We start from the raw sequence: 25,552 nt of genomic DNA on the forward strand, positions 1-25,552 counted from the left end.
ATGGATACCCTGACAATACACGTCGGCGAGCACTATCAATATTACGGTTCGGATTACCAGGTGGTCGTGGCGGAGGGTAGTCGCTATCAGCTGCGCTCGCTCAAGTTCAGTAAGCAGATCGTGATTCAATCATATGAGCGGTTAGCAAAGGCCTGGTGTAAAGGCACCTTAGTCAAAACCCAAGAGGCACCCTTCGCTCCACGAGCAGATCTGATTCTCGACGCCTTGAATCCTCACCAGCAGACCGCTCTGGCTAAACGATTACGCTATGTATTACCGGTGATAGAGCACTGGGGCGGCCATCTGCCTCGCCAACCAGTACTGGCTCTGCTTACCGAACTTGCCAAGCAGGAAGGCGAAACGAGACCGAGCTATGGCGCCCTTTACTTATGGGTCAAGGCTTACCTGAGCATGGGCGAGAATAAGCTCGCTCTCGTTCCCCGAACCCGAAGTTCGCCAATCCGCCGTGTGCTCAAGCAGCCCGAGATCGTGCAAGAGATCATCAAGGTCAATATAGCGCAATTGTTTTTTACACAAACGCCATGCAAGAAGACCGACCTCATTATCGCAATCCAGAGTGCCATTGAGACCTGCAATGAAAAACGGCCACCTCACGATCAGCTGACCTGTCCCTCGGCTAGCACACTCTACCGTATCATTACCGAGATGGACCGGTACGAGACCGACTGTCACCAGCTCGGTTACCGTCAAGCCATAAAAAAACAGAAATGGAGCCGTAAGTGTAGACGACCCTATGCAGTGTTTGACTTAGTCGAAAGCGATACGCACACGTTCGACGTGGAAACGGTCGATGAAAAAGGCCAGCTCATCGGGCGTCTTTTTCTGACCGTACTGATCGAAGTACGCACGCGAATCATTTTGGGATGGGACATTTCCTACAATCCGCCGAGCGTCGAGAAGACGATCCGCGCGATCAAACACTCTCTGTTGAGTAGCAACCCCTTTGGCGGACTGGCTCGCCGCTATCGCTTGGACAATGGCAGCGAATTCGCAAACGCCCGACTGAAAAGGGTTCTCAAGGACTTGGGCGGAGATGTGACGTATTGTGAACCTAGAAATCCGGATCAAAAACCGCACGTCGAAAGTTTCTTCAAGACCTGGACCACCTCCATCGCGCATTGCATGCCCGGAACGACATTCTCGGGTCCAAATCCCTATGACTCCGAAGCCAATGCCTGCCTGACACTGAACGACGTTAAAAACAATTTCGAGAATTGGCTTAACACGGTCTACCATCCAGGTTTCCATGACGGCTTGGGAAAATCGCCCCAAGAAGCTTGGGATGAAGAGCAGGTCAATTCCATCGCTTTCGAACAGAAACGGTACAGCGAAGAGGACCTGAGGCGCCACCTACTGTGCGTCACCTACGTCAAACCCAACAATGGCCGATTGCGCTACAACGGACTGGCTTGGACGGGTCCCGCTGTAAGTTATCTGGCGACCCTGCACCCAAGAGAACGACGGCGACTGCGGTTGCTGTATGACATCTCCGAGCTTGGTACGGCATGGGTTTGCGATCCCAGTTCGCCGAGCGAACTATTCACAGTCATGGCGGTCGATCCCGATTATCAAAATGGTCTGACCATGCATCTGCATAAATTAATCAAAGCTCGTCTCAGAGCCCGCAAGCAGTCCCCCAATTACAGAGCCGCATGCGTGGCAAGGGTTGAGATCATTCGTGAGCTGACCAGCGCCAAAACCAAAACTCAACGGAAAACATACAAGCGCGCGGAAGAGCATGGAGACTTCAAATCGAAGCGGAATTTACCCGTACCCTCTGTTGCTCTAGAGGCTGACGGCAACAGTAGGCGCCAATTGCATCCTGGTACCCCATCGGATTACGCGAGCCTGGTGACCAAACATGATTGATGAATCGAAGGTCCAAGCCCTGAGCGAATTCAGTAAACAGACCGTGTTCTTTCCCAGTTATCAATTTGCCTACTCGCAACTTTGCAAGGCCTTGCAAGCAACTGAGTTGCGTAAAACGGCGAGCTGCGCCTTCATCATCGGGCCGTCGGGCTCGGGAAAATCCCGCCTTTGCGAGTTATTCACCGATTCTTTTGAACCACCGTATACGGAGCGAGATGAAGATGGCATATACAAAATCATAACCGCTCTTAATTGCACGGTGCCAGCTCCGGTGACGATCAAGGGCATATGTACCACGCTACTCAAAAAGCTAGGGATTTACCCGGCACATGGCGACGTACATGCACTTAACGAATTACTTCTCGATCGCCTGAAAAAATGCCGGGTCAAAGTCATCATCTTGGACGAAATCCAGCGACTGCTAAAACCGGAAGCGGATAAGTCTCGCGGCGTGACGCTAGATTGGCTGGTGACCCTGCTAAGCAGGAGCGGAATCCCCATCATGCTAGCAGGCACTGAACAGTGTAAGCTTCTACTCAAGGAAAAAAAAGATACTTTCTCACCATTTATTAGAAGGTATTGCTACGTCGCCTATCTGGAGCACTTTACATTCAGCGAGCTCAATACATCCGACTATCGCATGACACTTAAAGTTCTCGATCAACAACTATACAGACTCATGAATTACGGGGGAGAAATCCATCTTCATGATCTCACGGTCATGGCGTCGCTCTACGTGGCAAGCGTTGGAGATTTGGAATACCTTCGCCAAATTGTGTACGAAGCAGCTTGCAACGTCCTAAACCGAAATTCAAATTTTCTTTCTCGCCAGGATTTTGTTGAGGCATGCCGCAGCCTTGACCTTCCAAAACAGCTCAGCGAGACCAATCCCTTTGAGTTAACGCTGAGCCAATGTCTTGAGCTGATATCAGTATACAACGATGAACAAGCTCTTCTACGTGCCAATGCCGCTTACTGATGAAAGCCCATACAGCTTAATCAGAAGAGCAACACTGGCTCACGGTTTTCACTCAATTCATGAGTTTAGCTCAGTTTGCGTGGGGCAATCAGCACTGGATCATCTCGCGATAACTCAAACAGCTCCGATTACTCGGTTCCTGGCTGAAGAAGCAGACACCTTTGCTACTCCCCTTCTTGAGAGTTTTTACCAAATAGTAAAACGCGCTCACGCGCGACATCTGGTAGTTAGCGGAGTTGAAGTACCTATAAGATACCTACGACTGAGGTCATTTGCCTTCTGTGACGAATGCTTTAAAGAAGGTTGGCAGCGCCAAATTCAAGACTTCACACTGGCAGAGTTCTGCCCTTATCACCAGAAAAAATACTTGATGCGATGCCCAGCATGCGGAGGTGCCATAAAATGGTGGCACGCGCTATCTGGACGATGTCATTACTGCGACAATATGCTCACATGCCGCTCAGCTTCGTCTAGAGACTGCAGTCCTGAAGAATACCTGATGCAAAGCCTAAGAGCGCAGAACCAAGCTTACTTTGACAAGATTTTCCTAATAGTACGTCACCTGGGCAGCCCAACGCCCAAAGCACCTGCCGCTCCTGATGCGACCCGCTGCCAGATAAATGAAGCAGCAATGCTAATTGCTAATGGCGACGCTCAAGGACTACTACAACACTTTACCTCCTTACATAACACTTATCCTGAAATTGATAAATCGTGGATAATCGCACGCTTTTCAGGCATACACACCCCTGCAACAACTGCAGCCACTAGCATGTTTTTAGCACAGAACACTGCAACCCGTGAAACAATTCACAGTACCACACCCTTCCTATTAACCTTCAAACAAATCAAACGCAAACTGCAAAACGAAGGAGTTTATTTCCCCAACCCTAGGCAATTACGCTTAAGTCTGAACCCAACGAAAAGACTCTTCACCATTGATGACATTTACGCAGCATACGCGGCACATGAACAATATCAAGACATGGGTGCAGGACGCCTACCTAAACCAAAAGCAGAACTTTGCACTGCCAAAGAAGCTGCTTGTCGACTCTGTGTCAAGCCGCAAGTAATACAGACCTATGCCCGACATGGTCTAATCTCGTATTACTCAGGAACTCACAGTAAAAAATTCTTCCTCGCAGATGAAATCGACGCCCTCCTCAGTCGACTACAACCGCCTCGTTACATTGCAGGGACTTGCGGCATCGAACTGAGAAAGCTCCATAGAGCCATCATAGAACTTAACCTTGAACCCACCTATAGTTACGGACTTCACTGGTCAAATTGCTTGTTTACCATGGATGACATTCAGGCAATAAAGACCCTGTTGAATGACAATGTAGAGCACACCCGCCAGTCCTTCCGACTCATTCTTCCTAAAATGCCGGCCGACCCCATATTCTTCAAAAACTACTCAACATGCACTGAAGCAACTAAACTTCTAAAAATTCAAAGCACAACCCTGCACCAACTAATAAAATGGCATTACCTGCGAAACTGCTTGATATCCAAGAATAAGATTTACATCCCCAATACCGAGCTTTTAAAATTTCGAAAAAAATACGTCAACAGCAAAACTGTCGGAAAAGAACTAAAAATACCTTCATTTATGCTATGCGATGCATTGCAGGCATTAAGCGTTCAGCCAATAGTCTTTCCGGAAACCGGCCTGATCAGAGTTGACCTGCTATACAAAAAAAGCGAAATCTCAAAGATCAAGTCCATTTTGTCCTTAGAAAGCTCTAACGAGCCACAAACTATTTTAACCATCGACAGCGCCCGCAAACGTACCGGTGTTAATGAAGACACTATAGTGTTCCTCGCGCATCACAACTTCATTAGCCACCTGCAGGGAAGACGAACAATCTACTTCCGCCCAGGTACGGTGGACCTTTTTTTTAAAAAGTTTTCAATCCTTGAACAACTACTTTCCTTTTTAGGGTTTCCATCACGCCCAACACCTAAACTTATTGACACACTATACAAATATGCCTCTAGCAAAATGCCAGCCACAAGCAGCACAGCAAAGTTCTATCGATTCAGCCATTATATACTATCATTCCTAGACACCGAAACACCTGTAGACTCCCCACTTGTGACCATGATCAAAGAGGCAGCGAGCCAAACGTCATCTATCGTGCGCCATATTTCACCAACCTGTACTTTACTCAGCCAAGCTCTCGAGCAATACCAAATGACGAACAATGATTTCGTTGGAACATTTGTGATAAAAGGCTTCGTATCAACAACAAAATTCAACGGAGAAAAATATCTAACAAAAGAAGACTTCGAAAAAATCCAATGCATTCTTCAAACTTACATCACCTGCGCAATGGCTGATCGCTTGTATTTTTACAAAACTGATACCAGCAGGTGTTTAATCGCGCGCGGAGTTTTAAAAGTAGAAATGGATGTATCTGGGTTAATCGCCAAACCATTATTACGCCTTGATAATGTATTAAATTACCTCAGTCACAACCCTGTAAGTTCACATCTAAAGATCGCGCAACCTTAGGCACTTCCACGCCTTCCATTTAACTAACTCACGACAGGGACTTTTTATCAACATGACTGCAAACGAAATCATCAAGAAAACAATGGAACAGCCTAAAAACACACAAGAGCAACTTAACCAATAAACAAAAAAAGGAAAATACCCCTAAAATGGCCCTTCTCGGCCATCAGTCAAATTCCAAGAAATGGCTCTAAAAGCGAATATTAACTCATATCTTATTCTCTCGCACCACAACAGCCAGAAGCAATATCGCTAACGCTCCTATCAAAACTCCATTAAATATTACTGCCAACAAATCGCCTCCATTTCCTCCGGCCATAAAACCAGCATTCTCACTGCGCCATGGGATTACTGGGATTTTGTCTGCTAATTTTTCTGCAACCTCTAACAACATCTCAGATTGGCAATCTCCAAACAGAAGATATGGAAACCGTGTTACTGACAATCTTGCGCATTACTTCGCTTTGAGTCATTACTACAGAACCCACCCCAAACCATTCACTTACTTTAACCCTATAGCAACACCTATTCAGCAACATAAATTTTTTTGAAAAATCAGGTTCGAACATCCCTGAAATCTATGCCAGATACGGTCAACCGTGTCATTTCTGGTTGAAATTGATCGGGAAGATCTGAACGAACTGCTGAGTGCAATCAAGGCCGTAATCGCCGGGTATAACTACTTTCCCAGCCAGGCCATTCACAACAACCACGAAACAGCGGACTGCGACTTGCGACTTTTCCGACTCGTTAATGATCGAGAACTCATGGTCCTGCAACTTTTCGCCCAGGGCCGCAGTAATCAGGAGATCGCCAAAGGCATGTTCCTCAGCAACAAGACCGTCAGTACCTACAAGAAGCGACTCATGCAGAAACTGCAAGCTGACTCCTTGGTCGATCTGATCGAAATGGCCAAACGCAACGCGCTGGTCTGAGGTCTTGATGGTGCAAGTGATTACCCGCCTGCTCATCGTCCTGGCGCTGGGCTGCAACCTGGCGCAGGCCGCCTCCCATGAAGCCGTGCCCTATACACTGCTGGCGCGCTCCTCAACGATGACACTGAGCCCGACATTGACGGATCAGCAACGGCAGTGGCTGCAGGGCCGCCATGCGCTGATCCTGGGCACCTCGGCCCCCGACTATCCACCCTTTGACATCACCAGTGGCGGCCAGGTCTACCAGGGCCTCACCGCCGAATACGCCAACCTGATCGGCAAGGCGCTGCGCCTGCCGGTCCAGGTCGTGCGCTACCCCCACCGGCAAGCGGCCGTTCAGGCGCTCAAACGCGGCGATATCGACCTGCTCGGCAGCGCCAATGGGTACGAAGCGGCAACCGAGGGACTGGCACTTTCGCACCCCTATGCCGTCGATCAACCCGTGCTGGTCACACGGGAAGATGAACAACGCCCCCTCAACGGGGGCCTGGCCGACATGCGCCTGGGCATGCTCTACCACTACCTGCCCCAGGAGAATGTCCATGCGGCTTACCCCAAAGCCGAAGTACTGGCGTTCGGCTCCTCGACCCAGGCCCTCAACGCCGTGGCTTTTGGCCAGGCTGATGTGTACATCGGCGACACCATTTCGACCCACTACCAACTCAATCGCGGCCACCTTCCACGCTTGCGCATGGCCAGTTTCGGCCAGCACGAAAACATCGGTTTCAGTTTCGCGATGCGCGCTGATGACGTACAGCTCATAACCCTGGTCAATGCGACGCTCGACCGCCAGTCCAGCGCCGTGCGAGCCAGCATCTACAAGCGCTGGAGCGCGGGCGGCGACTTGCTGCTGAGTGATCGAACACTCCAGCTGTCGCCCGAGGAGGAGCAGTGGCTGCTCAGCCACCCGGTCATGCAGGTCGCCATCGACGAAACGGCGGCGCCACTTTCCTATTTCGATGGAAATGGCCATTTTCGCGGGATAACCGCCGACCTGCTGGACCTGATACGCCTGCGTACCGGCCTGCGCTTCGAGGTGCAACGGGCCAATGGCACTGCCGACATGCTCGCCCGCCTGGAAAACGGGCGGGTCAACATGATTGCTGCGCTTGCCAGCGACGGGATCACCGACAAACCTCTGCACCTGAGCCGGCCGTACCTCGAAAGCCCGCATGTGCTGGTCACCCGCACCGAAGATGAACAGTTCGGCTCTCTGGAGCAACTGAGCGGGCAGCGCGTTGCCATCTCCCGTTACAGCAACCTCGACGACCTGCTGGCAACCCGATTCCCGCGGGTCAACTGGATCGAGACCGAGAGCCCCTACTATTCCGTGGCGCTGCTCAAAAGTGGCGCCGTCGACGCTGTGATTACCCCCTTGATCGATGCCAATCACATCTTGGCCGGCAATAACGACCTGATCATTCGCAACACGGTGGGCAGCGAGCCGGCCGTCTTCGCCATGGCCACCAGCGAACAGGACATGCCGCTTGCCGCGATCCTCGACAAGGCCCTGCTGAGTATTTCACCGGAAGAGCTGGGGGTCATAAACAATCGCTGGCGCGGCTACGATGTCCATGAAGATGCCAACTGGCCAGCCTTGCGCCGCCTGATCCTGCAAGTGCTGCTGGGCACTGGCCTGTTGCTGCTGCTGGCGCTGATCTGGAACGCCCACCTGCGGGGGCAGATCAAACATCGCCAACGCGCCGAACGCGCGCTGAACGATCAGCTGGAGTTCATGGGTGCACTGCTCAACGGCACTCCGCACCCGATGTATGTGCGCGACCGCGAAGGTCGCCTGCAGAGCTGCAATGCCAGCTACCTGGAGGCCGTCCAGTCCAACCTGGAGGCAGTAATTGGCAGGCGCCTGGACGAGAGCCCGTTCTCGGACGCCGAGAACACCCGTCAGATCCAGGCAGACTACCAGCAGGTGATGGCTGCCGGCGTGCCGCTGATCATCGACCGTCCTTTACGCATCAAGGACAAGCAGCTCACCATCTACCACTGGATCCTGCCCTATCGTGATTCGCTGGGTGAAGTGCAAGGGATCATTGGCGGCTGGATCGACATCAGCGAACGCCGCAAGCTGGTGCAGGAGCTGCGCGAAGCCAAGCGTCTGGCCGACGACGCAAACCGCGCCAAGAGCACCTTCCTTGCCACCATCAGCCATGAGATCCGCACGCCGATGAATGCGGTAATCGGCATGCTCGAACTGGCGCTGAGGCGCGCCCTGCAGGGGCAAGCAGACCCCACCTCGCTGGAAGTCGCCCACCACTCGGCCAGGGACCTGCTTGGCCTGATCGGCGACATCCTGGATATCGTGCGTATCGAGTCCGGCCACCTGTCACTGAGCCCAGAAGCGGTCGATCCTGCCGCACTGGTCGAGTCGGTTGGCCGCGTGTTCGATGGTCAGGCCCGGCAGAAGAACCTGTCCCTGGTGGTCAGCATCAGCCCCAGCGCGCGCGGCCATGCCTTGCTCGACCCACTGCGCTTCAAGCAGATCCTGTCCAACCTTGTCAGCAATGCCATCAAGTTTACCGAGCGAGGGCAGATCCACGTCACCCTTAGCTTGCGTGACGAAGGCCCGGGCGTACCGTCAACACTGGAGCTCGAAGTGCGTGACAGCGGCATCGGTATTGATGACGAAGATCTGCAGCGGCTGTTCAACCCGTTCGTCCAGGCCAATCCCCATAGCCAGGGCGCCCGTGCAGGTACTGGGCTGGGCCTGGCTATCTGCCGCAGTCTGTGCGAGATGATGGGGGGCAACCTGAGCATCAAGAGCCATCCGGGCTTTGGCACCCAGGTTCGCCTGATGTTGCCGCTGGAGCGCGTGGATACCCCGGTGGCACCCGCATTGGAGGTGGAACAGGTCGAAGCACCCGCGCCCGACCTGAAGGTGCTGGTGATCGACGACCACCCCGCCAACCTGATGCTGATGGCGCAGCAACTGAACTACCTGGGGCTCAGCCATGCCAGCGCCAGCGAAGGCCATGAAGGCCTGGAAAAATGGCGCCAAACCCCGTTTGACGTGTTGGTGCTCGATTGCAATATGCCGCACATGAATGGCTACCAGGTTGCCACCGCCGTTCGTTGCGAAGAGCGCCAGAACGGGCGCCCGCGTTGCGTCATCCTGGGCTACACCGCTAATGCTCAACCGGAAGTCAGGCAGAAATGCCTTAGCGCCGGTATGGACGATTGCCTGCTCAAACCCATCAGCCTGCGTACCCTCAGCCAATGCCTGGCCAGGATCACGCCCCATCGACGGCAACTCGCTACCCCGCCGTTCAACCTTGCGGGCCTGGCCGGCATCGTCGGCGACAACGCCGAAAGCCGCGCCCTTTTTCTCACCGCCGTGCAGGCAAGCCTGCGGGAAGACCTGGCACTGCTCATGGGGCTAGACCCGCTCCATCAGGCAGCCGAGATCCGCGAGCAGGCACACAAGATCCTCAGCGCGGCAAGGATGCTGGAAGCAAAGGGCATGATGAAGGCCTGCGCGGCCCTGGAGGAGCAACATCTACCTGCGGCCGGTATCAAACTGCAGCGACAGGCACTGGCACGGCATATGCGCCGCGCCGAGAAAGCGCTGGCCAGGGAGCTGACCAGGGCTTGAAGGAGCGACGCCCGTGCCGGGCGCCGCTCAATCACGCATCAGGAAGCCGGGTTGATCGGCTTTTCCGGATACCAGGCGTCCAGCAGCGGGCTGACTTCGATGTTGGTCAGTTCACTACGGCCTTTGAGCCAGGCTTCGACAGTGGCGCGCTGCTCTTCGCTGACCGAGCCGCGGTTGGCCAGGCAGACCAGGCCGAAATCATCGCCGCCGACGTAGTCCAGACCGTTGGCATCCATGGCTTCTGCCAGGAAGGCGTCGAGGAAGGCATCGATGGCTTCGTCAGACAGGTCTTCCTTGAAACCCAGGTTCAGCTCGAAACCCAGCTCCTGGAATTCATCAACGCACAGCTTCTTGCGCAGACGACGGGAACGGTTGGTAGCCATGAAACAATCCTCTTGAGTAATAACGCGCGGCACTTTAACAGCTTCCGCGCTACAAAGGCGCTTTTCCGTCGAACGTGGCGCATGAATGCTGCGCTTGGGGCATAATGCGCTCTGTATTTCGTCCTGGGGTGATCATCTCTTACAGCCCCATTGTCTTTTTCCCTCGTGCGCAGGGTCTTTAATCCATATGATCAAAAAGCTCCGCCCCCTCGTTCTCGCCAGCCTGCTGCTGCCGCTCGCATTACCCAGCCAGGCTGCCGCCGTCAATACTACCCTGCCACCGAAAGTCCAGCAGGCGCTCAAGGCCAACAAGCTGCAGGACAGCGCACTGTCGCTGGTCATGCTGCCACTGAACGGCCCAGGCTCGGCCACCGTGTTCAACGCCGATGTCTCGGTCAACCCGGCCTCGACCATGAAGCTGGTCACCACCTACGCCGCCCTCGAACTGCTCGGCCCGACCTTCCAGTGGAAAACCGAGTTCTACACCGATGGCACCCTGAACAACGGCGTGCTCAATGGCAACCTGTACCTCAAGGGCGGTGGCGACCCCAAGTTGAACATGGAAAAGCTCTGGCTGCTGATGCGTGACCTGCGCGCCAATGGCGTACGCACCGTTACCGGCGACCTGGTGCTGGACCGCAGCCACTTCGTGCAGCCCAACCTGCCGCAGTTCGACGATGACGGCGGCGACGTCAACAAGCCATTCCTGGTCAAGCCCGACTCGCTGATGATCAACCTCAAGGCCCTGCGCTTCGTTGCCCGCAACGACGGTGGCAAGGTTACCGTTGCGGTCGAACCGCCGATCGCCAGCATCCATATCGACAACCAGGTCAAGGCCGTGGCCGCCAAGCAGTGCAGCGGCGATGTGCGCTACAACCCGGTGCAGCAGGCCGATGGCATCAGCGTGACCGTCACCGGCCAGCTGGGCGATGGCTGCAACTCGCAGACCTACCTGTCGTTGCTTGACCACCCGACCTACGCCGCCGGCGCCGTGCGGGCGATCTGGAACGAGCTGGGTGGCAGCATCCAGGGCCGCGACCGCTTCGAAAACGTGCCGAAGAGCGCACGCCTGCTGGCCCGTGCCTTCTCGCCCGACCTGGTGGAAGTGATCCGCGACATCAACAAATACAGCAACAACACCATGGCCCAGCAGCTGTTCCTGAGCCTGGGAGCACAGTTCCGCACCGACGCCGATGGTGACGATGCCCGTGCCGCGCAACGCGTGGTGCGCCAGTGGCTGGCGAAGAAAGGGATCACCGCGCCGCACCTGGTGATGGAAAACGGCTCCGGCCTGTCGCGCGCGGAGCGGGTTAGCACCCGCGAGATGGCGGCACTGCTGCAGGCCGCGTGGAACAGCCCTTACTCCGCCGAGTTCATCAGCTCGATGCCGCTGGTGGGCATGGACGGCACCATGCGCAAACGCCTCAAGCGCACCGCCATGACCGGTGAAGGGCACATCAAGACCGGCACCCTGAACACCGTGCGGGCGATCGCCGGTTTCAGCCGCGACAGCAACGGCAATACCTGGGCGGTGGCGGCGATCCTCAACGATCCGAAGCCGTGGGGTGCCTCGCAGGTGCTCGACCAGGTGCTGCTCGATCTGTATCGCCAGCCGAAGCTGAACAACAGCGCAACGGCAGCAGCGCCTTGATACGCACTTAGCCTGTACTGGCCTCTTCGCGGGCAAGCCCGCGAAGAGGCCAGTACAGACAGTAAGAAAACTTCAGGTCAACTCTGCCTCGACCCTGTCTCGGCCGGCCTGCTTGGCCGCGTACACACCGGCATCCGCGCGCAGCAGCAAGGCATCGGCCCCCTCCCCCAGCCGCCAACCGGCCACACCAAAGCTCGCAGTCACCTTGCCCACGCCTTCGACCGGCACACCGCGCACCCCTTGCCACAGCTCCATGGCCAGCATCCGCGCCTGCTCGGCATTGCTGCCCGGGCACAGCACCATGAACTCCTCCCCACCCAACCGACAGAACACATCGGTGCGGCGCAAACGCTGACCGATCCGTTGGCACAAGCTGCGCAACACATGGTCACCCACGGCATGGCCGTACTGATCGTTGATCCGTTTGAAATGGTCGATATCGAGCATGATCACCGCCAGGTCCAGCCCATCACGCTGGGCGCGGTCCAGTTCGACCTTGAGTCGCTCCTGGAAATAGCGGCGGTTATGAATACCGGTCAGCGCATCGGTCACCGACAAGGCACGCAATTCTTCCTCGACCCCTTTCAGGTCTGAAATGTCAGTAAGGTAGCCGTGCCACAGCGTGCAGCCGCCCTCGCCAGGCTCCGGCGTCGCTTCGCCACGCACCCAGCGCAAGCCTGCACGCGGCAGGCACACCCGGTACTCTTCGCGCCACGGCGAGAGGTGTTCGGCGGAATAACGCACCGACCGGCGCACGCGCTCCAGGTCATCAGGGTGAATACGCTCGAAGACCGCCGTGGCGTCCTGGCGCAGCAGCTGCAAGTCGACCTCGTAGATGTCGAACAGCCCCTGACTGGCATAGGGGAAGCAGGAATGGCCATCGGCATCCAGCTGGTACTGATAGATCCCGCCAGGCACTTCCGCGCTGAGCTTCTCCAGCAAACGGTCACGCAGGGCCAACGCCTCGTGCACACGACGCCGCTCGGTGACATCGATGCAGATCGCCAGGTAGCCGACCCAGAGCCCCTGCTCGTCGAGCACGGCGGTCACCAACATGTTGGCCAGCAAATGGCTGCCATCCTTGCGCACCAAGGTCCACTCGCCCGGCTCACCACCACTGTCCTGGATGGTCTCGGCGAACATTGCCTGGCCACCGGCGATGTGCCGGCCATAGCGCAGGCTCAAGGCATGGGCGCGCTGGCTGAGCTCTTCAGGCATCACCAGGTCTTCCAGTTGCAGGTGCCCGATGGCTTCACTGGCCGCATAACCCAGCATGCGTTCGGCACCGGCGTTGAAGGTGCTGACTTCGCCCTTGAGGCTGGTCGCGATGATGGCCACCTGGGTTGCGGCATCCAGCACACTGCGCAACTGGTTGTGGGTATCGCGCAACGACTGCTCGCTGACCCGCAGCTCCGCCGTGCGCTGCTCGACCAGGGTCAAGGCACGCTGGCGCTGGCTGAACAGGCTGTAGAGCAAAGCGCTCAGCAACAGGCTCAACAGCCCGCCGAGAAACCCGACGGCCAGGGCGGCGGTGGATTGGTTGGCCTGCAGGAAGGCCTGGCTCGGGCGAATGTCGAGCTGAAAATGATGGTCGGCAAGGTGCAGCAACTGCGTGCTGGCCAAGGCCAGCGCCGCCACCGGGTTCTGCGAGTCGAACAGCACTTCATGGCCATCGCGACCGCTCGGATCGATGATGCGCACCACCAGGTTGTCATCCGCGGCGACGGGCTGGCCTTCTGTGATCAGCTGACGCATGTTCAGCAAGGCCATGACATATCCCGCTGGCGGGTCATCCGGCCGTGCCGCGGCGAACACCGGTGCGACCATCAGCAACCCACGGCTGAGGTCGGGCGCGACGTTGAGCATGTCCAGCGGTTCGGAAACCGCCATGCTGCCTGGCTGCAGTGCCCGCGCCAAGGTCTGCTCGCGGGCCGGCTGACTGCGCAGGTCGAGCCCGTAGGGCTGGCCCTGCAACGCGTCGGCCTGGGTGTAGAGCACCGGGTAGTAATGGTCGCGCTGTGGCGATGGATGCCAGTTACCTGCACCATCCAGTTCACGGATCTGGTAATCCTGCCCCAGCCAGGCACTGGCCTGGCGTTCGAACTCGCGCCGCTGCCCGGCTTCGACACGCGGCGCCCAGGAATAGGCCTGGGTCCGCTTCAGCAAAGGTCGGGCGTAGCCATCGAATTCGCTCGGGGTGATGTTGTTGGAATAGGTAAAGAAGCGTCGCAAGCCATCCAGGCGTTGCTCCTGGTCGTCGAAACGCTCGGCAATGCGGCTATGGCGCTCGCTGGCCAGCAGCTCGAAGCGCTGGCGCAACTGCTGCTTGTAGAATGCCTGCGCGGCCAACGCCAGGGCAGCCGACAGCAGGGCGCCGGCCACCAACGCCACCAGCGCCACCGCCCAGGCAGCCAGCGCCTCGCTGCACAGGCCCAGCACCTTCGCACGCACGCCCCACTTCGACATAGATCGATCTCATCACGTCAGCGTCCTGCGAATTCTCTGGCCCTGTGCTGAGTTATAGCTATTGGCCATTAGGCGCGCAATGCGCCTCGTCGAATTAACGCAGTTGCAGGCGCCAGGCGCGGTGGATGCGGTTGTTGCGGGCGAAATCCGGGTCCAGCGTCTGGGCACTGATTTCCTCGACCGCATAGCGCGTGCTCACATGCTCATCGAGCTGGAACTTGCGGAAGTTGTTGGAGAAATACAGCACGCCACCGGGTGCCAGGCGGGCCATGGCCAGGTCGAGCAGTTGCACATGGTCACGCTGAACGTCGAATACCCCTTCCATGCGTTTGGAGTTGGAGAAGGTCGGCGGGTCGATGAAGATCAGGTCGTAGCTGTCGCGGTTGCCTTCCAGCCAGGCCATGACATCGCCCTGCTCCAGGCGGTTACGCTCAGAGAAGCCGTTCAGCGACAGGTTGCGCCGCGCCCAGTCCAGGTAGGTCTTCGACAGGTCGACACTGGTGGTGCTGCGCGCACCGCCCTTGGCCGCGTGCACGGTGGCCGTGGCGGTGTAGCAGAACAGGTTGAGGAAGCGCTTGCCGTTGGCCTCGCGCTGAATGCGCATGCGCATCGGGCGGTGGTCGAGGAACAGCCCGGTGTCGAGGTAGTCAGTGAGGTTGACCAGCAGCTTCACGCCGCCTTCATTGACCTCCAGGAAACGCCCTTCGGTAGCCTGGCGCTCGTACTGGCGGGTGCCGCTCTGGCGCTCGCGGCGCTTGAGCACCACACGCTGCGGGTCGATGTTCAGTGCCTGGGGAATGGCCGCCAGGGCATCGAGCAGGCGCGCCTGAGCCTTGTCCGGGTCGATCGAGCGAGGGGCGGCGTACTCCTGCACGTGCACCCAGTCCTGATAGAGGTCGACCGCCAAGGCATATTCAGGCATGTCGGCATCGTACAGGCGGTAGCAATCGACCTGTTCACGGCGGGCCCACTTGCCAAGCTGCTTGAGGTTTTTCTGCAGGCGGTTGGCGAACATCTGCGCGCCTTCCGACAGGCGTGCCGGCTCACTGGCAACTGCCGCAGGGCGGCGCGCCTCGCCATTGTCGGCCTGGGCCTCGCGACGCTCGCCGGTGACGAACTGGTCAGGCTGGACCTTGAACAGCAGCAGCTTGCACGGCAAGGCGCCGTTCCAGAAGGCATACTGCTTGTGGCTGCGAATGCCCATGCGCTTGCCCAGCTCCGGCGCGCCGGTGAACACCGCCGCTTCCCAGCCCATGCAGGCCTGGCGCAGGCGCTCGCCAAAGTTCTGGTAGAGGTACAGCAGGCTGGCTTCGTCACCCAGGCGCTCGCCGTACGGCGGGTTGCTGATGACCAGGCCTTTCTGGTTCTGGTCCGGGCGCGGCTCGAAGGTGCTGACTTCGCCCTGGTAGATCTTCACCCAGTCGCCCAGCCCTGCGCGCTCGACGTTGTTGCGCCCCGGCTGGATCAGCCGCGGGTCGGCTTCATAGCCGCGAATCCACAGTGGCGGCTTGGCCAGGCCGGCTTGCGCGCGGGCCAGACCCTCTTCGTGGACCTTGCGCCAGGTGGCCGGCACATGGCCGAGCCAGGCACTGAAGCCCCAGCGCTCACGCTTGAGGTTGGGCGCGATGTCGGCAGCGATCATTGCCGCCTCCACCAGGAAGGTACCGACACCGCACATCGGGTCGGCCAGGGCGCCCCCTTCGGCAGCGATGCGCGGCCAGCCGGCGCGGATCAGCACCGCAGCCGCCAGGTTTTCCTTCAGTGGCGCAGCGCCTTGCTGCAGGCGGTAGCCACGCTGGTGCAGGCTGTGACCAGACAGGTCTAGGGACAGGATCGCCTCGCCACGGTCCAGGCGCAGGTGCACGCGCACATCCGGGTCGACCTTTTCCACCGACGGGCGCAGGCCTTCACGGTTGCGCAGCTTGTCGACGATCGCGTCCTTGACCTTGAGGGCACCGAAATGGGTATTGTCGATGCCCGAACCGTGGCCACTGAATTCCACGGCCAAGGTGCCGTCCGCAGCCAAATGGTCGGCCCAGTCGACGGCGTGCACGCCATCATAGAGGTCGTCAGCGTTCTTCATCGAGAAACGCTTGAGCACCAGCAGCACGCGGTTGGCCAGGCGCGACCAGAGGCACAGGCGGTAGGCGGTTTCCATGTCGGCGGCGCCGCGAATGGCCGAGGTGTGCTCACGCACATCGTCGAGGCCGAGGCCTCGGGCCTCTTCGGCAAGCAGGCCTTCCAGGCCTTTGGGGCAGGTGAGGTAAAGTTCGAAACGGTCCGACATGAGTATTCCAGCGCCTTGGGCTATGTGAGTGACAAGGCGACGCATCGCCTTGCCGATGTTTGCCCGAACGCCCTTCCAGCAAGCGTCCGAGTGGCCTTCCCCACTGCTTCATCGCAGCAAGGCGGCCGGGCCGCCTGATCGATCTGCCGCTCGCCGGGTGGCAGAAACAGCTTAGATCATCAGGCAGTTCCAATAATTTCCGTCGACTTGGGGCCCAGCGTGACCCTTCGTCGCATTACCAATTATTTCTGTCATGCCGCCGCAACGCTGGCGAAATGACGTCAAGGTTCGGCAAACCCCGATCATTGCGGGCTCAGCGCCAAACAAGGTTGAGTCGCATTTATTTACTTATCCCCTCACCCTTGGAAAGGTTACGTGCTTATGACAAATCGATCATTCACACAGTGACCTGCATTCGTTAGAACTGGTCTCAGGCCGCATCGCAACGAGGCGGCACCTTCAGCTCGCCACGCCGGCAGCGAGCGCAAACCGGCAGAAAGACTCTGCCCGGCCTCGGAGAGGCCGACGGGACATTACAGTCAACAAGTGAGGGCAACACCCTATGAGAAGACTTAAGCGTGATCCGTTGGAAAGAGCATATTCACGTGGCTACCAATACGGGGTCACCGGCAAATCCCGCGAACTTTGCCCCTTTACACTTCCTTCAGTTCGCCAAGCCTGGATTAACGGCTGGCGCGAAGGTCGCGGTGATAACTGGGACGGAATGACTGGCACCGCTGGCATCCATAGACTCAACGAAAATCACGCCGTTGGCTGAACGAGGACACTGAATTCGAGTCACCATGCGCGCCCTATCCGGGCGGCGGGCTTCGGCCCAGGGGCCCCTTGAAGGGGCCCTTTTTTATGCCTGCCTTCAGGCCTTGGGCATTGCCGCGATCGCATCCACCGCTTCACGGATCAGCGCTGGCCCCTTGTAGATGAAGCCCGAGTAGATCTGCACCAGGCTCGCCCCAGCGGCGATTTTCTCTGCCGCATGCCGGCCTTCGGTAATACCCCCGGCGGCGATGATCGGCAGCTTGCCACCGAGCTCGCTGGCCAGCACCTTGACGATATGGGTGCTCTTCTCCAGCACTGGCGCACCCGACAGGCCACCGGCCTCGCCACCATGCTCCAGCCCTTCAACGCCCTCGCGGCCCAGGGTGGTGTTGGTGGCAATCACCGCATCCATGCCCGACTCCATCAGCGCCGCGGCCACCAGCGCGGTTTCTTCGTCGCTCATGTCCGGCGCAATCTTGATGGCCAGCGGCACGCGCTTGCCATGCTCGGTGGCCAGCTGCTCACGGCGCTCGGCCAGGGCATCGAGCAGCTGCTTGAGCGAGTCGCCGAACTGCAGGCTACGCAGGCCAGGGGTGTTCGGCGAGCTGACGTTGACGGTGATGTAGCTGGCTTCGGTATACACCTTGTTCAGGCAGATCAGGTAGTCATCGACCGCACGCTCGACCGGGGTATCGAAATTCTTGCCGATGTTGATCCCCAACACGCCGTTGTAGCGCGAAGCACGCACGCGTTCGAGCAGGTGATCGACGCCCAGGTTGTTGAAGCCCATGCGGTTGATGATCGCCGTCGCCTGCGGCAGGCGGAACAACCGCGGCTTGGGGTTGCCCGGCTGCGGACGCGGGGTCACGGTGCCGATCTCGACGAAGCCGAAGCCCAGCTGGGCAAAGCCGTCGATGGCCGCGCCGTTCTTGTCCAGGCCCGCCGCCAGCCCTACCGGGTTGGCGAAGTTCAAGCCCATCACGGTCACCGGCAGTGCGGCCGGCTGCTTGCACAGCACACCGTTGAGCCCAAGCCGGCCACCGGCGCCGATCAGGTCCAGGGACAGGTCATGGGAGGTTTCCGGGGAAAGCTTGAACAGCAGCTGGCGGGCCAGGGTATACATGGGCGGGCAAGGCTCGGGGTGAGTGAGGCAGCGATTATAGCCAGCGCGCGCCCGGCATGACAGGGGCTTGGCACATGGGTTGCTACTTCCCTTGCCTACAGCCTATTCAGTACGGGCGAGGACCTTCGTGAATACAGCACCTCTAGCCTGGGTAAACGGCAGCGACGCGCCGGAAAAACCCAGCCTCAACATCGGCTACATGGCCCTGACCGATTGCGCCTCGGTGGTGGTCGCCGCCACCCAGGGCTTCGCCCAGCAACACGGCCTGACCCTCAACCTCAAGCGCCAGGGCTCCTGGGCCGGCTTGCGCGACAAGCTGGCCAGCGGCGAACTGGACGCCGCCCATTGCCTCTACGGCCTGGTCTACGCCGTGCACCTGGGCATCGGCGGTGTGCCGGCCAGCGACATGGCAGTACTCATGGGGCTGAACCAGAATGCCCAGGCCATCAACCTGTCGCCGGCCCTGCAGCGCCAGGGCGTGACCAGCCCTGAAGCACTGGCCCAACGGGTGCACCAGCATGGCGCGCGACTGACCTTCGCCCAGACCTTCCCCACCGGCACCCACGCCATGTGGCTGTATTACTGGCTGGCCAGCCAAGGCATCCACCCGTTGCACGACGTCACCAGCGTGGTGGTGCCACCGGCCCAGATGGCGGCGCATATCCAGGCCGGGCGCATCGACGGCTTCTGCGTCGGCGAACCTTGGGCCGCTGCCGCCGTCAGCCAAGGCCAGGGCTTCACCCTGGCCACCAGCCAGTCGATCTGGCCCGACCACCCGGAAAAGGTACTGGCCAGCGCCCGCGCCTTTGTCGAGCACTACCCCAACAGCGCACGCGCGCTGGTCAAGGCGGTGCTCGCTGCCAGCCGGTTCATCGAACAGAGCCCTGAGAACCTGCGCAGCACCGCGCAGCTGCTCAGCGGCAGCGCCTACCTCGACACGCCCCTCGAGAACATCGAGCCACGCCTGCAGGGTGATTATCAGGACGGCCTGGGCAACGCCTGGCACGATCGGCATGCCCTGCGCCTGTTCGACCAGGGCCGCGCCAACCTGCCATACCTGTCGGATGGCATGTGGTTCATGACCCAGTTCCGCCGCTGGGGCCTGCTGCGCGACGACCCTGACTACCTCGGCGTGGCTCGCCAGGTGCAGCAATTGCAGTTGTACAGCGAGGCCGCCGGCGCACTTGGCGTGCCCTGCCCCGAGTCAGCCATGCGCAGCAGCCTGCTGATCGATGGCACGCGCTGGGACGGCACTGATCCGTATGCCTACGCCCGCAGTTTCCGCCTGCACGCCTTGGGCGATACGCCCGGTGCCCGAGTCGGTCTGTGAGGGCCATCACCATGCTGCGCATCCTGCTGATCGACGATACCCGGAACAAGCTTGGCCGCCTCAAGGCGGCATTGCGCGAAGCAGGCTTCGAGGTAATCGAGGCGCCAGACTTGACCATTGACCTGCCCGCCTGCGTCGAAACGGTGCACCCGGACGTCGTGCTGATCGATACCGACTCACCCGACCGCGACGTCATGGAACAGGTGGTGCTGGTCAGCCGCAACCAGCCACGGCCAATCGTGCTGTTCACCGACGAACATGACCCGGCGGTGATGCGCCAGGCGATCCAGGCCGGGGTCAGCGCCTACATCGTCGAAGGCATTCATGCCGCGCGGCTGCAGCCCATTCTCGATGTGGCCATGGCTCGCTTCGAGAGTGACCAGGCCCTCAAGGCCCAGCTGCTGGCGCGCGACCAGCAACTGGCCGAGCGCAAGCGCATCGAACAGGCCAAGGGGCTGCTGATGAAGATGAAGGACTGCAACGAGGAACAGGCCTACACCCTGATGCGCCGGCAGGCCATGAGCCGGCAGCAGAAGCTCATCCAGGTGGCCGAGCAGATCATTGCCATGCATGAAATGCTCGGCTGACGCGGCGCCCGTTGCGCAGCCGCGAAAAGGCTGGCACACGCGATAAAAGTTGGCCCAGCTCTTGCTGAAGATATTCCACCGGTAGCCAACGGCGGTTGCCTCATTAACTCCCGACAAAGACGTCGCTCTCCCCTCCACGCCAGTGGACCGGGTAGCGGCGTCTTTTTCGTTTCCGTTGCATAGCCGAGTGAGGTGTTCGATGAGTACCAGCTTCTGGAAATCCGGGCATGTGCCCACGCTGTTCGCCGCGTTCCTGTATTTCGACCTGAGCTTCATGGTCTGGTACCTGCTTGGCCCGCTGGCGGTACAGATCGCCGCCGACCTGCAACTGAGCGCCCAGCAACGCGGCCTGATGGTGGCCACGCCGATTCTCGCCGGTGCGGTGCTGCGCTTCGTCATGGGTGTGCTGGTCGACCGCCTTTCGCCGAAAACCGCCGGCCTGATCGGCCAGGTGATCGTCATCGTCGCCCTCGCCGGCGCCTGGTACCTGGGCGTGCACAGCTATGAGCAGGCCCTGCTGTTGGGCGTGTTCCTCGGTGTTGCCGGCGCTTCGTTTGCCGTGTCGCTGCCGCTGGCCTCGCAGTGGTATCCGCCGCAGCACCAAGGCAAGGCCATGGGCATCGCGGGGGCGGGCAACTCCGGTACGGTGTTCGCCGCACTGCTGGCCCCGGTGCTGGCCGCCGGGTTTGGCTGGAACAATGTGTTCGGCTTTGCCGTGCTGCCACTGCTGCTGGCCCTGACGCTGTTCGCCCTGCTCGCCCGCAACGCCCCACAACGGCCCAAACCCAAGGCGGCAGCCGACTATCTAAAGGCCTTGGGCGACCGTGACAGCTGGTGGTTCATGTTCTTCTACAGCGTCACCTTCGGTGGCTTCATCGGCCTGGCCAGCGCCCTGCCCGGCTATTTCAGCGACCAATACGCCCTGAGCCCGGTCACCGCCGGCTACTACACCGCGGCCTGCGTGTTCGCCGGCAGCCTGATGCGCCCGTTGGGTGGCGCTTTGGCCGATCGTTTCGGCGGCATCCGCACCCTGCTCGGCATGTACAGCGTGGCCGCCATCTGCATCGCTGCGGTCGGCTTCAACCTGCCGAGCGCCGCAGCGGCCCTAGCGTTGTTCGTCAGTGCCATGCTCGGCCTCGGCGCTGGCAACGGCGCAGTGTTCCAGCTGGTGCCGCAACGCTTCCGCCAGGAGATCGGCGTGATGACCGGGCTGATCGGCATGGCCGGTGGCATCGGCGGCTTCCTGCTGGCAGCGGGCCTTGGCGCCATCAAGCAGCACAGCGGTGACTATCAGCTGGGCCTGTGGCTGTTCGCCAGCCTTGGTCTGCTCGCCTGGTTCGGCCTGCATGGGGTCAAGCAACGCTGGCGCACCACCTGGGGCTCGGCAGCGGTTACCGCGGCACGGGTCTGAGGCGGCGCCATGAGCCTGCAACTGAGCTTTGCCCAAGCCAGCGCCACCGGGCCACGCACGGAGAACCAGGACGCCCTGCGCCTGGTCACGCCGGCGCCGGAGCTGGCCGCCAGCAAGGGTTACCTGTTCGCCCTCGCCGATGGCGTCAGCCAATGCGCCGACGGCGGCCTGGCTGCCCGTGCCAGCTTGCAGGCACTGGCCATGGACTATTACGCCACGCCCGCCACCTGGGGCGTAGCCCAGGCCCTTGACCGCCTGCTGCTGGCACAGAACCGCTGGTTGCGCGCCCAGGGCAGCCAGCCCCTGCTCACCACACTGAGCGCCCTGGTACTGCGCGGGCGCCGCTTCACCCTGGCGCACGTGGGCGACTGTCGGGCCTATCGCTGGCATGCCGGGCGCCTGCAGTGCCTGAGCCAAGACCACGTCTGGGACCAGCCCGGCATGCAACACGTGCTAAAGCGCGCGCTGGGCCTGGACCAGCATCTGCTGGTCGACTATCTGGACGGCGAACTGCAGGCCGGTGAATGCTACCTGCTGCTCAGCGACGGCGTATGGGCCAGCCTTGGCGACCAACACATCCAGGCCGTGCTGCGCGAGCAGCCCGACCTGCAGTCGGCCGCCGACACACTGGTTGCCAGCGCACACCACAACGGCAGCCATGACAATGCCAGCGCCTTGCTGGTTAGGGTGGACCAGCTGGGCACGGCCAACCTCGGCGACACCTTGGTGCAACTGCAGCAATGGCCATTACCGGGCCCGCTACGCGAAAGCCAGCTGCTCGATGGCTGGCAGGTCGAAACGTGCCTGGCGCACAGCCGCCAGTCACTGCTCTATCGCGTGCGCGATGCGCAGGGCCAGCCATGGCTGCTGAAGACCTTGCCCGAGGACCGCGAACAGGAACCCGGCGCCGCACAAGGCCTGCTGCTGGAGGAATGGTTCCTGCGCCGGGTCGCAGGCCGCCACTTCCCCGAGCTGCATGCCGCCAGCCAGCGTCAGCACCTGTACTACGTAATGCGCGAGCACAGCGGCGAGACCCTAGCAACACACGTTGCCAAACAGGGCCCGCTACCACTGGCGCAGTGGATGGAAATCGCCCGCCAGCTGCTGCAAGCGGTCGGCGTACTGCACCGGCGCAACCTGCTGCACCGGGACATCAAGCCCGACAACCTGCACCTGGGTGATGACGGCCAGCTGCGCCTGCTGGACTTCGGTCTGGCATACTGCCCCGGCCTTTCCCCGGAGCCGCTGCACGAGCTGCCCGGCACGCCTTCGTTCATTGCCCCGGAAGCCTTTGAGGGCCAGCCGCCGAGCCCGCGCCAGGACCTGTACGCGGTCGGCGTCACGCTCTATCTGCTGCTGACCGGGCACTACCCCTACGGCGAGATCGAGGCCTTCCAGCGCCCACGCTTCGGCCAGGCGATCAATGCATCCCGCTATCGCCCCGACCTGCCCGAATGGCTGCAGCACAACCTGCTGCAAGCCGTGGCAACAGACCCGGCGCAACGCTTTGAAACCGCCGAACAGTGGCTACTGCTGCTCGAGCGCGGTGACCGTCAGGAACTGCCCAGCCGCCCGCGCCCGCTGCTCGAACGCGAGCCGCTGAAGGTCTGGCGGACCCTGGCCCTGCTGTCTCTGCTGTTCAACCTGATGCTGCTGTTTGCCCTGCTCAAGGGTTGAGCACCTTGTCCATGAGGAAACGTTTATGAATGCAAAAGTATGGCTGGTCGGTGCCGGCCCTGGCGATCCTGAACTGCTCACGCTCAAGGCCGTGCGCGCGCTGCAACAGGCCGAGGTGGTGATGATCGACGATCTGGTCAACCCGGCCATACTGGAGCATTGTCCGCAAGCCAGGGTAATTGCCGTAGGCAAGCGCGGCGGTTGTCGTTCCACGCCCCAGGCCTTCATCCAGCGCCTGATGCTGCGTCATGCACGGCAGGGGCGTTGTGTGGTCAGGCTCAAGGGCGGTGACCCGTGCATCTTTGGCCGCGGCGGCGAGGAGGCACTGTGGCTGCAGGGCCACGGTATCGACGTGGAGTTGGTCAACGGCATAACCGCAGGTTTGGCCGGTGCCACTCAGTGCGGAATCTCGCTGACCTCGCGTGGCGTCAGCCGTGGGGTGACGCTGGTGACCGCACACACCCAGGATGACAGCGAGCTGAACTGGGCAGCACTGGCACAGGGCGGCACGACGTTGGTGGTGTACATGGGGGTGGCGCGCCTGGAGCAGATCCGCCGCGGGCTGTTGGAGGGTGGCATGTTGCCGGGGATGCCGGTGGCGATGATAGAAAATGCATCGTTGCCAGCGCAGCGGGAATGCCGCAGCGATGTGTCGGGGATGGTCGAGGATGCCCGGGTATTCAGGCTGTGCAGCCCGGCAATCCTGGTAATCGGCGAGGTGGTAGGGGAGCAGGTTATTCAGGAATGGATAGCAGAGGCCGGGTAATGCCCGGCACAGGCAATAGAAACTCCAGGCAAAGAAAAACCCGGCCGAGGCCGGGTTTTTCATGGAAGCTTCAAACCAATTACTTGGCCTGGGCTTCTACCTGAGCTTCAACGCGACGGTTGATAGCGCGGCCTTCTTCGGTGGCGTTGTCGGCAACCGGACGGGTTTCGCCGTAGCCAACCGAGTCAACACGGCTAGCTTCTACGCCGTACTGCTGGGTCAGGACCTGCTTGACAGCGTTGGCACGACGCTCGGACAGCTTCTGGTTGTAAGCGTCTGGGCCGACGGAGTCAGTGTGACCTTCAACCACGGTGGTGGTCTGTGGGTACTGCTTCATGAAGTCAGCCAGGTTCTTGATGTCGCCGTAGCTGTTTGGCTTGACGACCGACTTGTCGAAGTCGAACTTGACGTCCAGCTCAACGCGAACGACTTCGGCAACAGCCGGGCAGCCATCAGCGTCAACGGTAACGTTGGCTGGGGTGTCTGGGCACTTGTCGACGTTGTCGCAAACGCCGTCGTTGTCGGAGTCGGAGCAGACTTCAGCAACTGGAGCAGGAGCTGCAGCAACTTTGCCGCCGCTGCCACCGAAGTTCAGACCCACACCAACGGTCGGACCCCACTCGGTGTTGCCGTCGTCGATGTTGTACATGGCTTCTACGCCGGCACGGGCGAAGAACATGTCGGTGATGTACCACTTGGCGCCAGCGCCAACGTTGGCGAAGGTGGAGTGGTCACGGCCGCTACGAGTGGCCTGGCCCAGGCTCTCGTGAGCGAAACCAGCGGAAACGTACGGACGCAGAGCGTCGCCGACGGTACCGAAGTGGTAGGTAGCGTCCAGCTTGGCCTTGGAACCTTTGATGTCCTTGTTGAAGACTTCGCCACGAGCGTTGTGAGTCTCGTTGTAGCCCAGGTCCAGGGATACGTCGTCAGTCAGGAAGTAACCCAGGCGAACACCAGGATTGGTGCCGTCGTTCTTGAAGTTACGCTCGCTGTCGTAGTACTGCTTGGTTACGTTACCTTCGATTTCGACTGCGCCCTGGCCTTGAGCCATAACGCCGAACGAAGTAGCAGCGACGAGCGAGCCAATGGCCAAGCCCAAGGTGTTTTTCAATTTCATCCGTTAAATCCCCATCTGGTGATAGTTAAGCAGTCCCACCAACATCCG

Annotated in this window: 16 protein-coding genes and 1 pseudogene; 12 read left to right on the plus strand and 5 right to left on the minus strand. The window is 59.8% G+C overall.

Annotated features, from left to right (window positions below; translation table 11 throughout):
* The 5 genes and pseudogenes from ACIPZ5_RS24015 (at window position 1) to ACIPZ5_RS24035 (ending at window position 9,929) form a co-directional block, all read left to right on the plus strand.
* Window positions 1-1,890: a transposase gene (locus tag ACIPZ5_RS24015; RefSeq protein WP_400810980.1), complete on the plus strand. Its 1,890-nt coding sequence runs from the start codon at window positions 1-3 to the stop codon at window positions 1,888-1,890.
* Window positions 1,883-2,869, plus strand: a complete 987-nt coding sequence (locus ACIPZ5_RS24020; protein ID WP_400810982.1) for an ATP-binding protein — start codon at window positions 1,883-1,885, stop codon at window positions 2,867-2,869. The genes ACIPZ5_RS24015 and ACIPZ5_RS24020 overlap by 8 nt, the downstream gene beginning before the upstream one ends.
* Window positions 2,832-5,387: a TniQ family protein gene (locus ACIPZ5_RS24025; protein WP_400810984.1), complete on the plus strand. Its 2,556-nt coding sequence runs from the start codon at window positions 2,832-2,834 to the stop codon at window positions 5,385-5,387. The genes ACIPZ5_RS24020 and ACIPZ5_RS24025 overlap by 38 nt, the downstream gene beginning before the upstream one ends.
* 623 nt (window positions 5,388-6,010) lie before the next feature.
* Window positions 6,011-6,322, plus strand: a pseudogene (locus tag ACIPZ5_RS24030) (LuxR C-terminal-related transcriptional regulator); the annotation flags it as partial.
* Window positions 6,323-6,329: 7 nt separating this feature from the next.
* Window positions 6,330-9,929 (plus strand): ATP-binding protein, encoded by a 3,600-nt coding sequence (locus ACIPZ5_RS24035; RefSeq protein ID WP_343599676.1) that lies wholly within the window; start codon window positions 6,330-6,332, stop codon window positions 9,927-9,929.
* 38 nt (window positions 9,930-9,967) lie between these two features.
* Here ACIPZ5_RS24035 and ACIPZ5_RS24040 read toward each other — a convergent pair whose 3' ends face one another.
* Window positions 9,968-10,312 carry a YggL family protein gene (locus ACIPZ5_RS24040; protein ID WP_085674884.1) on the minus strand — a complete coding sequence of 115 codons (345 nt, stop codon included), beginning with the start codon at window positions 10,310-10,312 and terminating at the stop codon, window positions 9,968-9,970.
* 187 nt (window positions 10,313-10,499) lie between these two features.
* Here ACIPZ5_RS24040 and dacB point away from each other — a divergent pair, with 187 nt between their 5' ends.
* Window positions 10,500-11,963: a D-alanyl-D-alanine carboxypeptidase/D-alanyl-D-alanine-endopeptidase gene (gene dacB / locus ACIPZ5_RS24045; RefSeq protein WP_400810986.1), complete on the plus strand. Its 1,464-nt coding sequence runs from the start codon at window positions 10,500-10,502 to the stop codon at window positions 11,961-11,963.
* A 72-nt stretch (window positions 11,964-12,035) separates the two neighbouring features.
* Here the strand turns inward: dacB and ACIPZ5_RS24050 are convergent, their stop codons facing one another.
* Window positions 12,036-14,429: a diguanylate cyclase gene (locus ACIPZ5_RS24050; RefSeq protein ID WP_343599680.1), complete on the minus strand. Its 2,394-nt coding sequence runs from the start codon at window positions 14,427-14,429 to the stop codon at window positions 12,036-12,038.
* A 94-nt stretch (window positions 14,430-14,523) separates the two neighbouring features.
* Entirely contained in the window at window positions 14,524-16,716 is a 2,193-nt protein-coding gene (gene rlmKL / locus ACIPZ5_RS24055) for a bifunctional 23S rRNA (guanine(2069)-N(7))-methyltransferase RlmK/23S rRNA (guanine(2445)-N(2))-methyltransferase RlmL (protein ID WP_343599682.1), read from the minus strand.
* A gap of 562 nt (window positions 16,717-17,278) precedes the next feature.
* On the opposite strand from rlmKL, the gene rmf reads away from it, so the two are divergent.
* Window positions 17,279-17,494, plus strand: a complete 216-nt coding sequence (rmf, locus tag ACIPZ5_RS24060) for a ribosome modulation factor (protein WP_079227119.1) — start codon at window positions 17,279-17,281, stop codon at window positions 17,492-17,494.
* A 96-nt stretch (window positions 17,495-17,590) separates the two neighbouring features.
* On the opposite strand, the gene ACIPZ5_RS24065 is transcribed toward rmf, so the two are convergent.
* Window positions 17,591-18,616 (minus strand): quinone-dependent dihydroorotate dehydrogenase, encoded by a 1,026-nt coding sequence (locus tag ACIPZ5_RS24065; RefSeq protein WP_343599684.1) that lies wholly within the window; start codon window positions 18,614-18,616, stop codon window positions 17,591-17,593.
* A gap of 127 nt (window positions 18,617-18,743) precedes the next feature.
* Between ACIPZ5_RS24065 and ACIPZ5_RS24070 the strand changes: the two genes are divergently transcribed.
* The 5 genes from ACIPZ5_RS24070 to cobA all read left to right on the plus strand — a co-directional run bounded on the left by ACIPZ5_RS24070 (window position 18,744) and on the right by cobA (window position 24,387).
* Window positions 18,744-19,946 carry a CmpA/NrtA family ABC transporter substrate-binding protein gene (locus tag ACIPZ5_RS24070; protein ID WP_343599686.1) on the plus strand — a complete coding sequence of 401 codons (1,203 nt, stop codon included), beginning with the start codon at window positions 18,744-18,746 and terminating at the stop codon, window positions 19,944-19,946.
* Window positions 19,947-19,957: 11 nt separating this feature from the next.
* Complete coding sequence (locus tag ACIPZ5_RS24075; protein WP_343599688.1) at window positions 19,958-20,533, plus strand: ANTAR domain-containing protein; 576 nt, start codon at window positions 19,958-19,960, stop codon at window positions 20,531-20,533.
* 199 nt (window positions 20,534-20,732) lie between these two features.
* The gene (locus tag ACIPZ5_RS24080) at window positions 20,733-21,944 is read left to right on the plus strand and encodes a nitrate/nitrite transporter (protein WP_343599690.1); all 1,212 of its coding nucleotides are present in this window, start codon (window positions 20,733-20,735) and stop codon (window positions 21,942-21,944) included.
* Window positions 21,945-21,953: 9 nt separating this feature from the next.
* Window positions 21,954-23,621, plus strand: a complete 1,668-nt coding sequence (locus tag ACIPZ5_RS24085) for a protein kinase (protein WP_400810990.1) — start codon at window positions 21,954-21,956, stop codon at window positions 23,619-23,621.
* 25 nt (window positions 23,622-23,646) lie between these two features.
* Window positions 23,647-24,387 carry a uroporphyrinogen-III C-methyltransferase gene (gene cobA, locus ACIPZ5_RS24090; protein WP_400810992.1) on the plus strand — a complete coding sequence of 247 codons (741 nt, stop codon included), beginning with the start codon at window positions 23,647-23,649 and terminating at the stop codon, window positions 24,385-24,387.
* Window positions 24,388-24,466: 79 nt separating this feature from the next.
* On the opposite strand, the gene ACIPZ5_RS24095 is transcribed toward cobA, so the two are convergent.
* Window positions 24,467-25,504 (minus strand): OmpA family protein, encoded by a 1,038-nt coding sequence (locus ACIPZ5_RS24095; RefSeq protein ID WP_313713390.1) that lies wholly within the window; start codon window positions 25,502-25,504, stop codon window positions 24,467-24,469.
* Window positions 25,505-25,552: the final 48 nt, after the last annotated feature.

It is taken from the genome of Pseudomonas sp. NPDC089428 (assembly GCF_044749325.1).
GTDB lineage: Bacteria > Pseudomonadota > Gammaproteobacteria > Pseudomonadales > Pseudomonadaceae > Aquipseudomonas.

What these genes read in the sequence shown, in the direction of transcription:
- ACIPZ5_RS24050 (WP_343599680.1), bottom strand. Translation starts at nt 14,429, where the DNA reads ATGTCGAAGTGGGGCGTGCGTGCGAAGGTGCTGGGCCTGTGCAGCGAG.
- ACIPZ5_RS24095 (WP_313713390.1), bottom strand. Translation starts at nt 25,504, where the DNA reads ATGAAATTGAAAAACACCTTGGGCTTGGCCATTGGCTCGCTCGTCGCT.
- ACIPZ5_RS24080 (WP_343599690.1), top strand. Translation starts at nt 20,733, where the DNA reads ATGAGTACCAGCTTCTGGAAATCCGGGCATGTGCCCACGCTGTTCGCC.
- ACIPZ5_RS24065 (WP_343599684.1), bottom strand. Translation starts at nt 18,616, where the DNA reads ATGTATACCCTGGCCCGCCAGCTGCTGTTCAAGCTTTCCCCGGAAACC.
- rlmKL (WP_343599682.1), bottom strand. Translation starts at nt 16,716, where the DNA reads ATGTCGGACCGTTTCGAACTTTACCTCACCTGCCCCAAAGGCCTGGAA.
- ACIPZ5_RS24040 (WP_085674884.1), bottom strand. Translation starts at nt 10,312, where the DNA reads ATGGCTACCAACCGTTCCCGTCGTCTGCGCAAGAAGCTGTGCGTTGAT.
- ACIPZ5_RS24025 (WP_400810984.1), top strand. Translation starts at nt 2,832, where the DNA reads ATGAACAAGCTCTTCTACGTGCCAATGCCGCTTACTGATGAAAGCCCA.
- ACIPZ5_RS24085 (WP_400810990.1), top strand. Translation starts at nt 21,954, where the DNA reads ATGAGCCTGCAACTGAGCTTTGCCCAAGCCAGCGCCACCGGGCCACGC.
- rmf (WP_079227119.1), top strand. Translation starts at nt 17,279, where the DNA reads ATGAGAAGACTTAAGCGTGATCCGTTGGAAAGAGCATATTCACGTGGC.
- ACIPZ5_RS24035 (WP_343599676.1), top strand. Translation starts at nt 6,330, where the DNA reads ATGGTGCAAGTGATTACCCGCCTGCTCATCGTCCTGGCGCTGGGCTGC.
- ACIPZ5_RS24075 (WP_343599688.1), top strand. Translation starts at nt 19,958, where the DNA reads ATGCTGCGCATCCTGCTGATCGACGATACCCGGAACAAGCTTGGCCGC.
- dacB (WP_400810986.1), top strand. Translation starts at nt 10,500, where the DNA reads ATGATCAAAAAGCTCCGCCCCCTCGTTCTCGCCAGCCTGCTGCTGCCG.
- cobA (WP_400810992.1), top strand. Translation starts at nt 23,647, where the DNA reads ATGAATGCAAAAGTATGGCTGGTCGGTGCCGGCCCTGGCGATCCTGAA.
- ACIPZ5_RS24020 (WP_400810982.1), top strand. Translation starts at nt 1,883, where the DNA reads ATGATTGATGAATCGAAGGTCCAAGCCCTGAGCGAATTCAGTAAACAG.
- ACIPZ5_RS24015 (WP_400810980.1), top strand. Translation starts at nt 1, where the DNA reads ATGGATACCCTGACAATACACGTCGGCGAGCACTATCAATATTACGGT.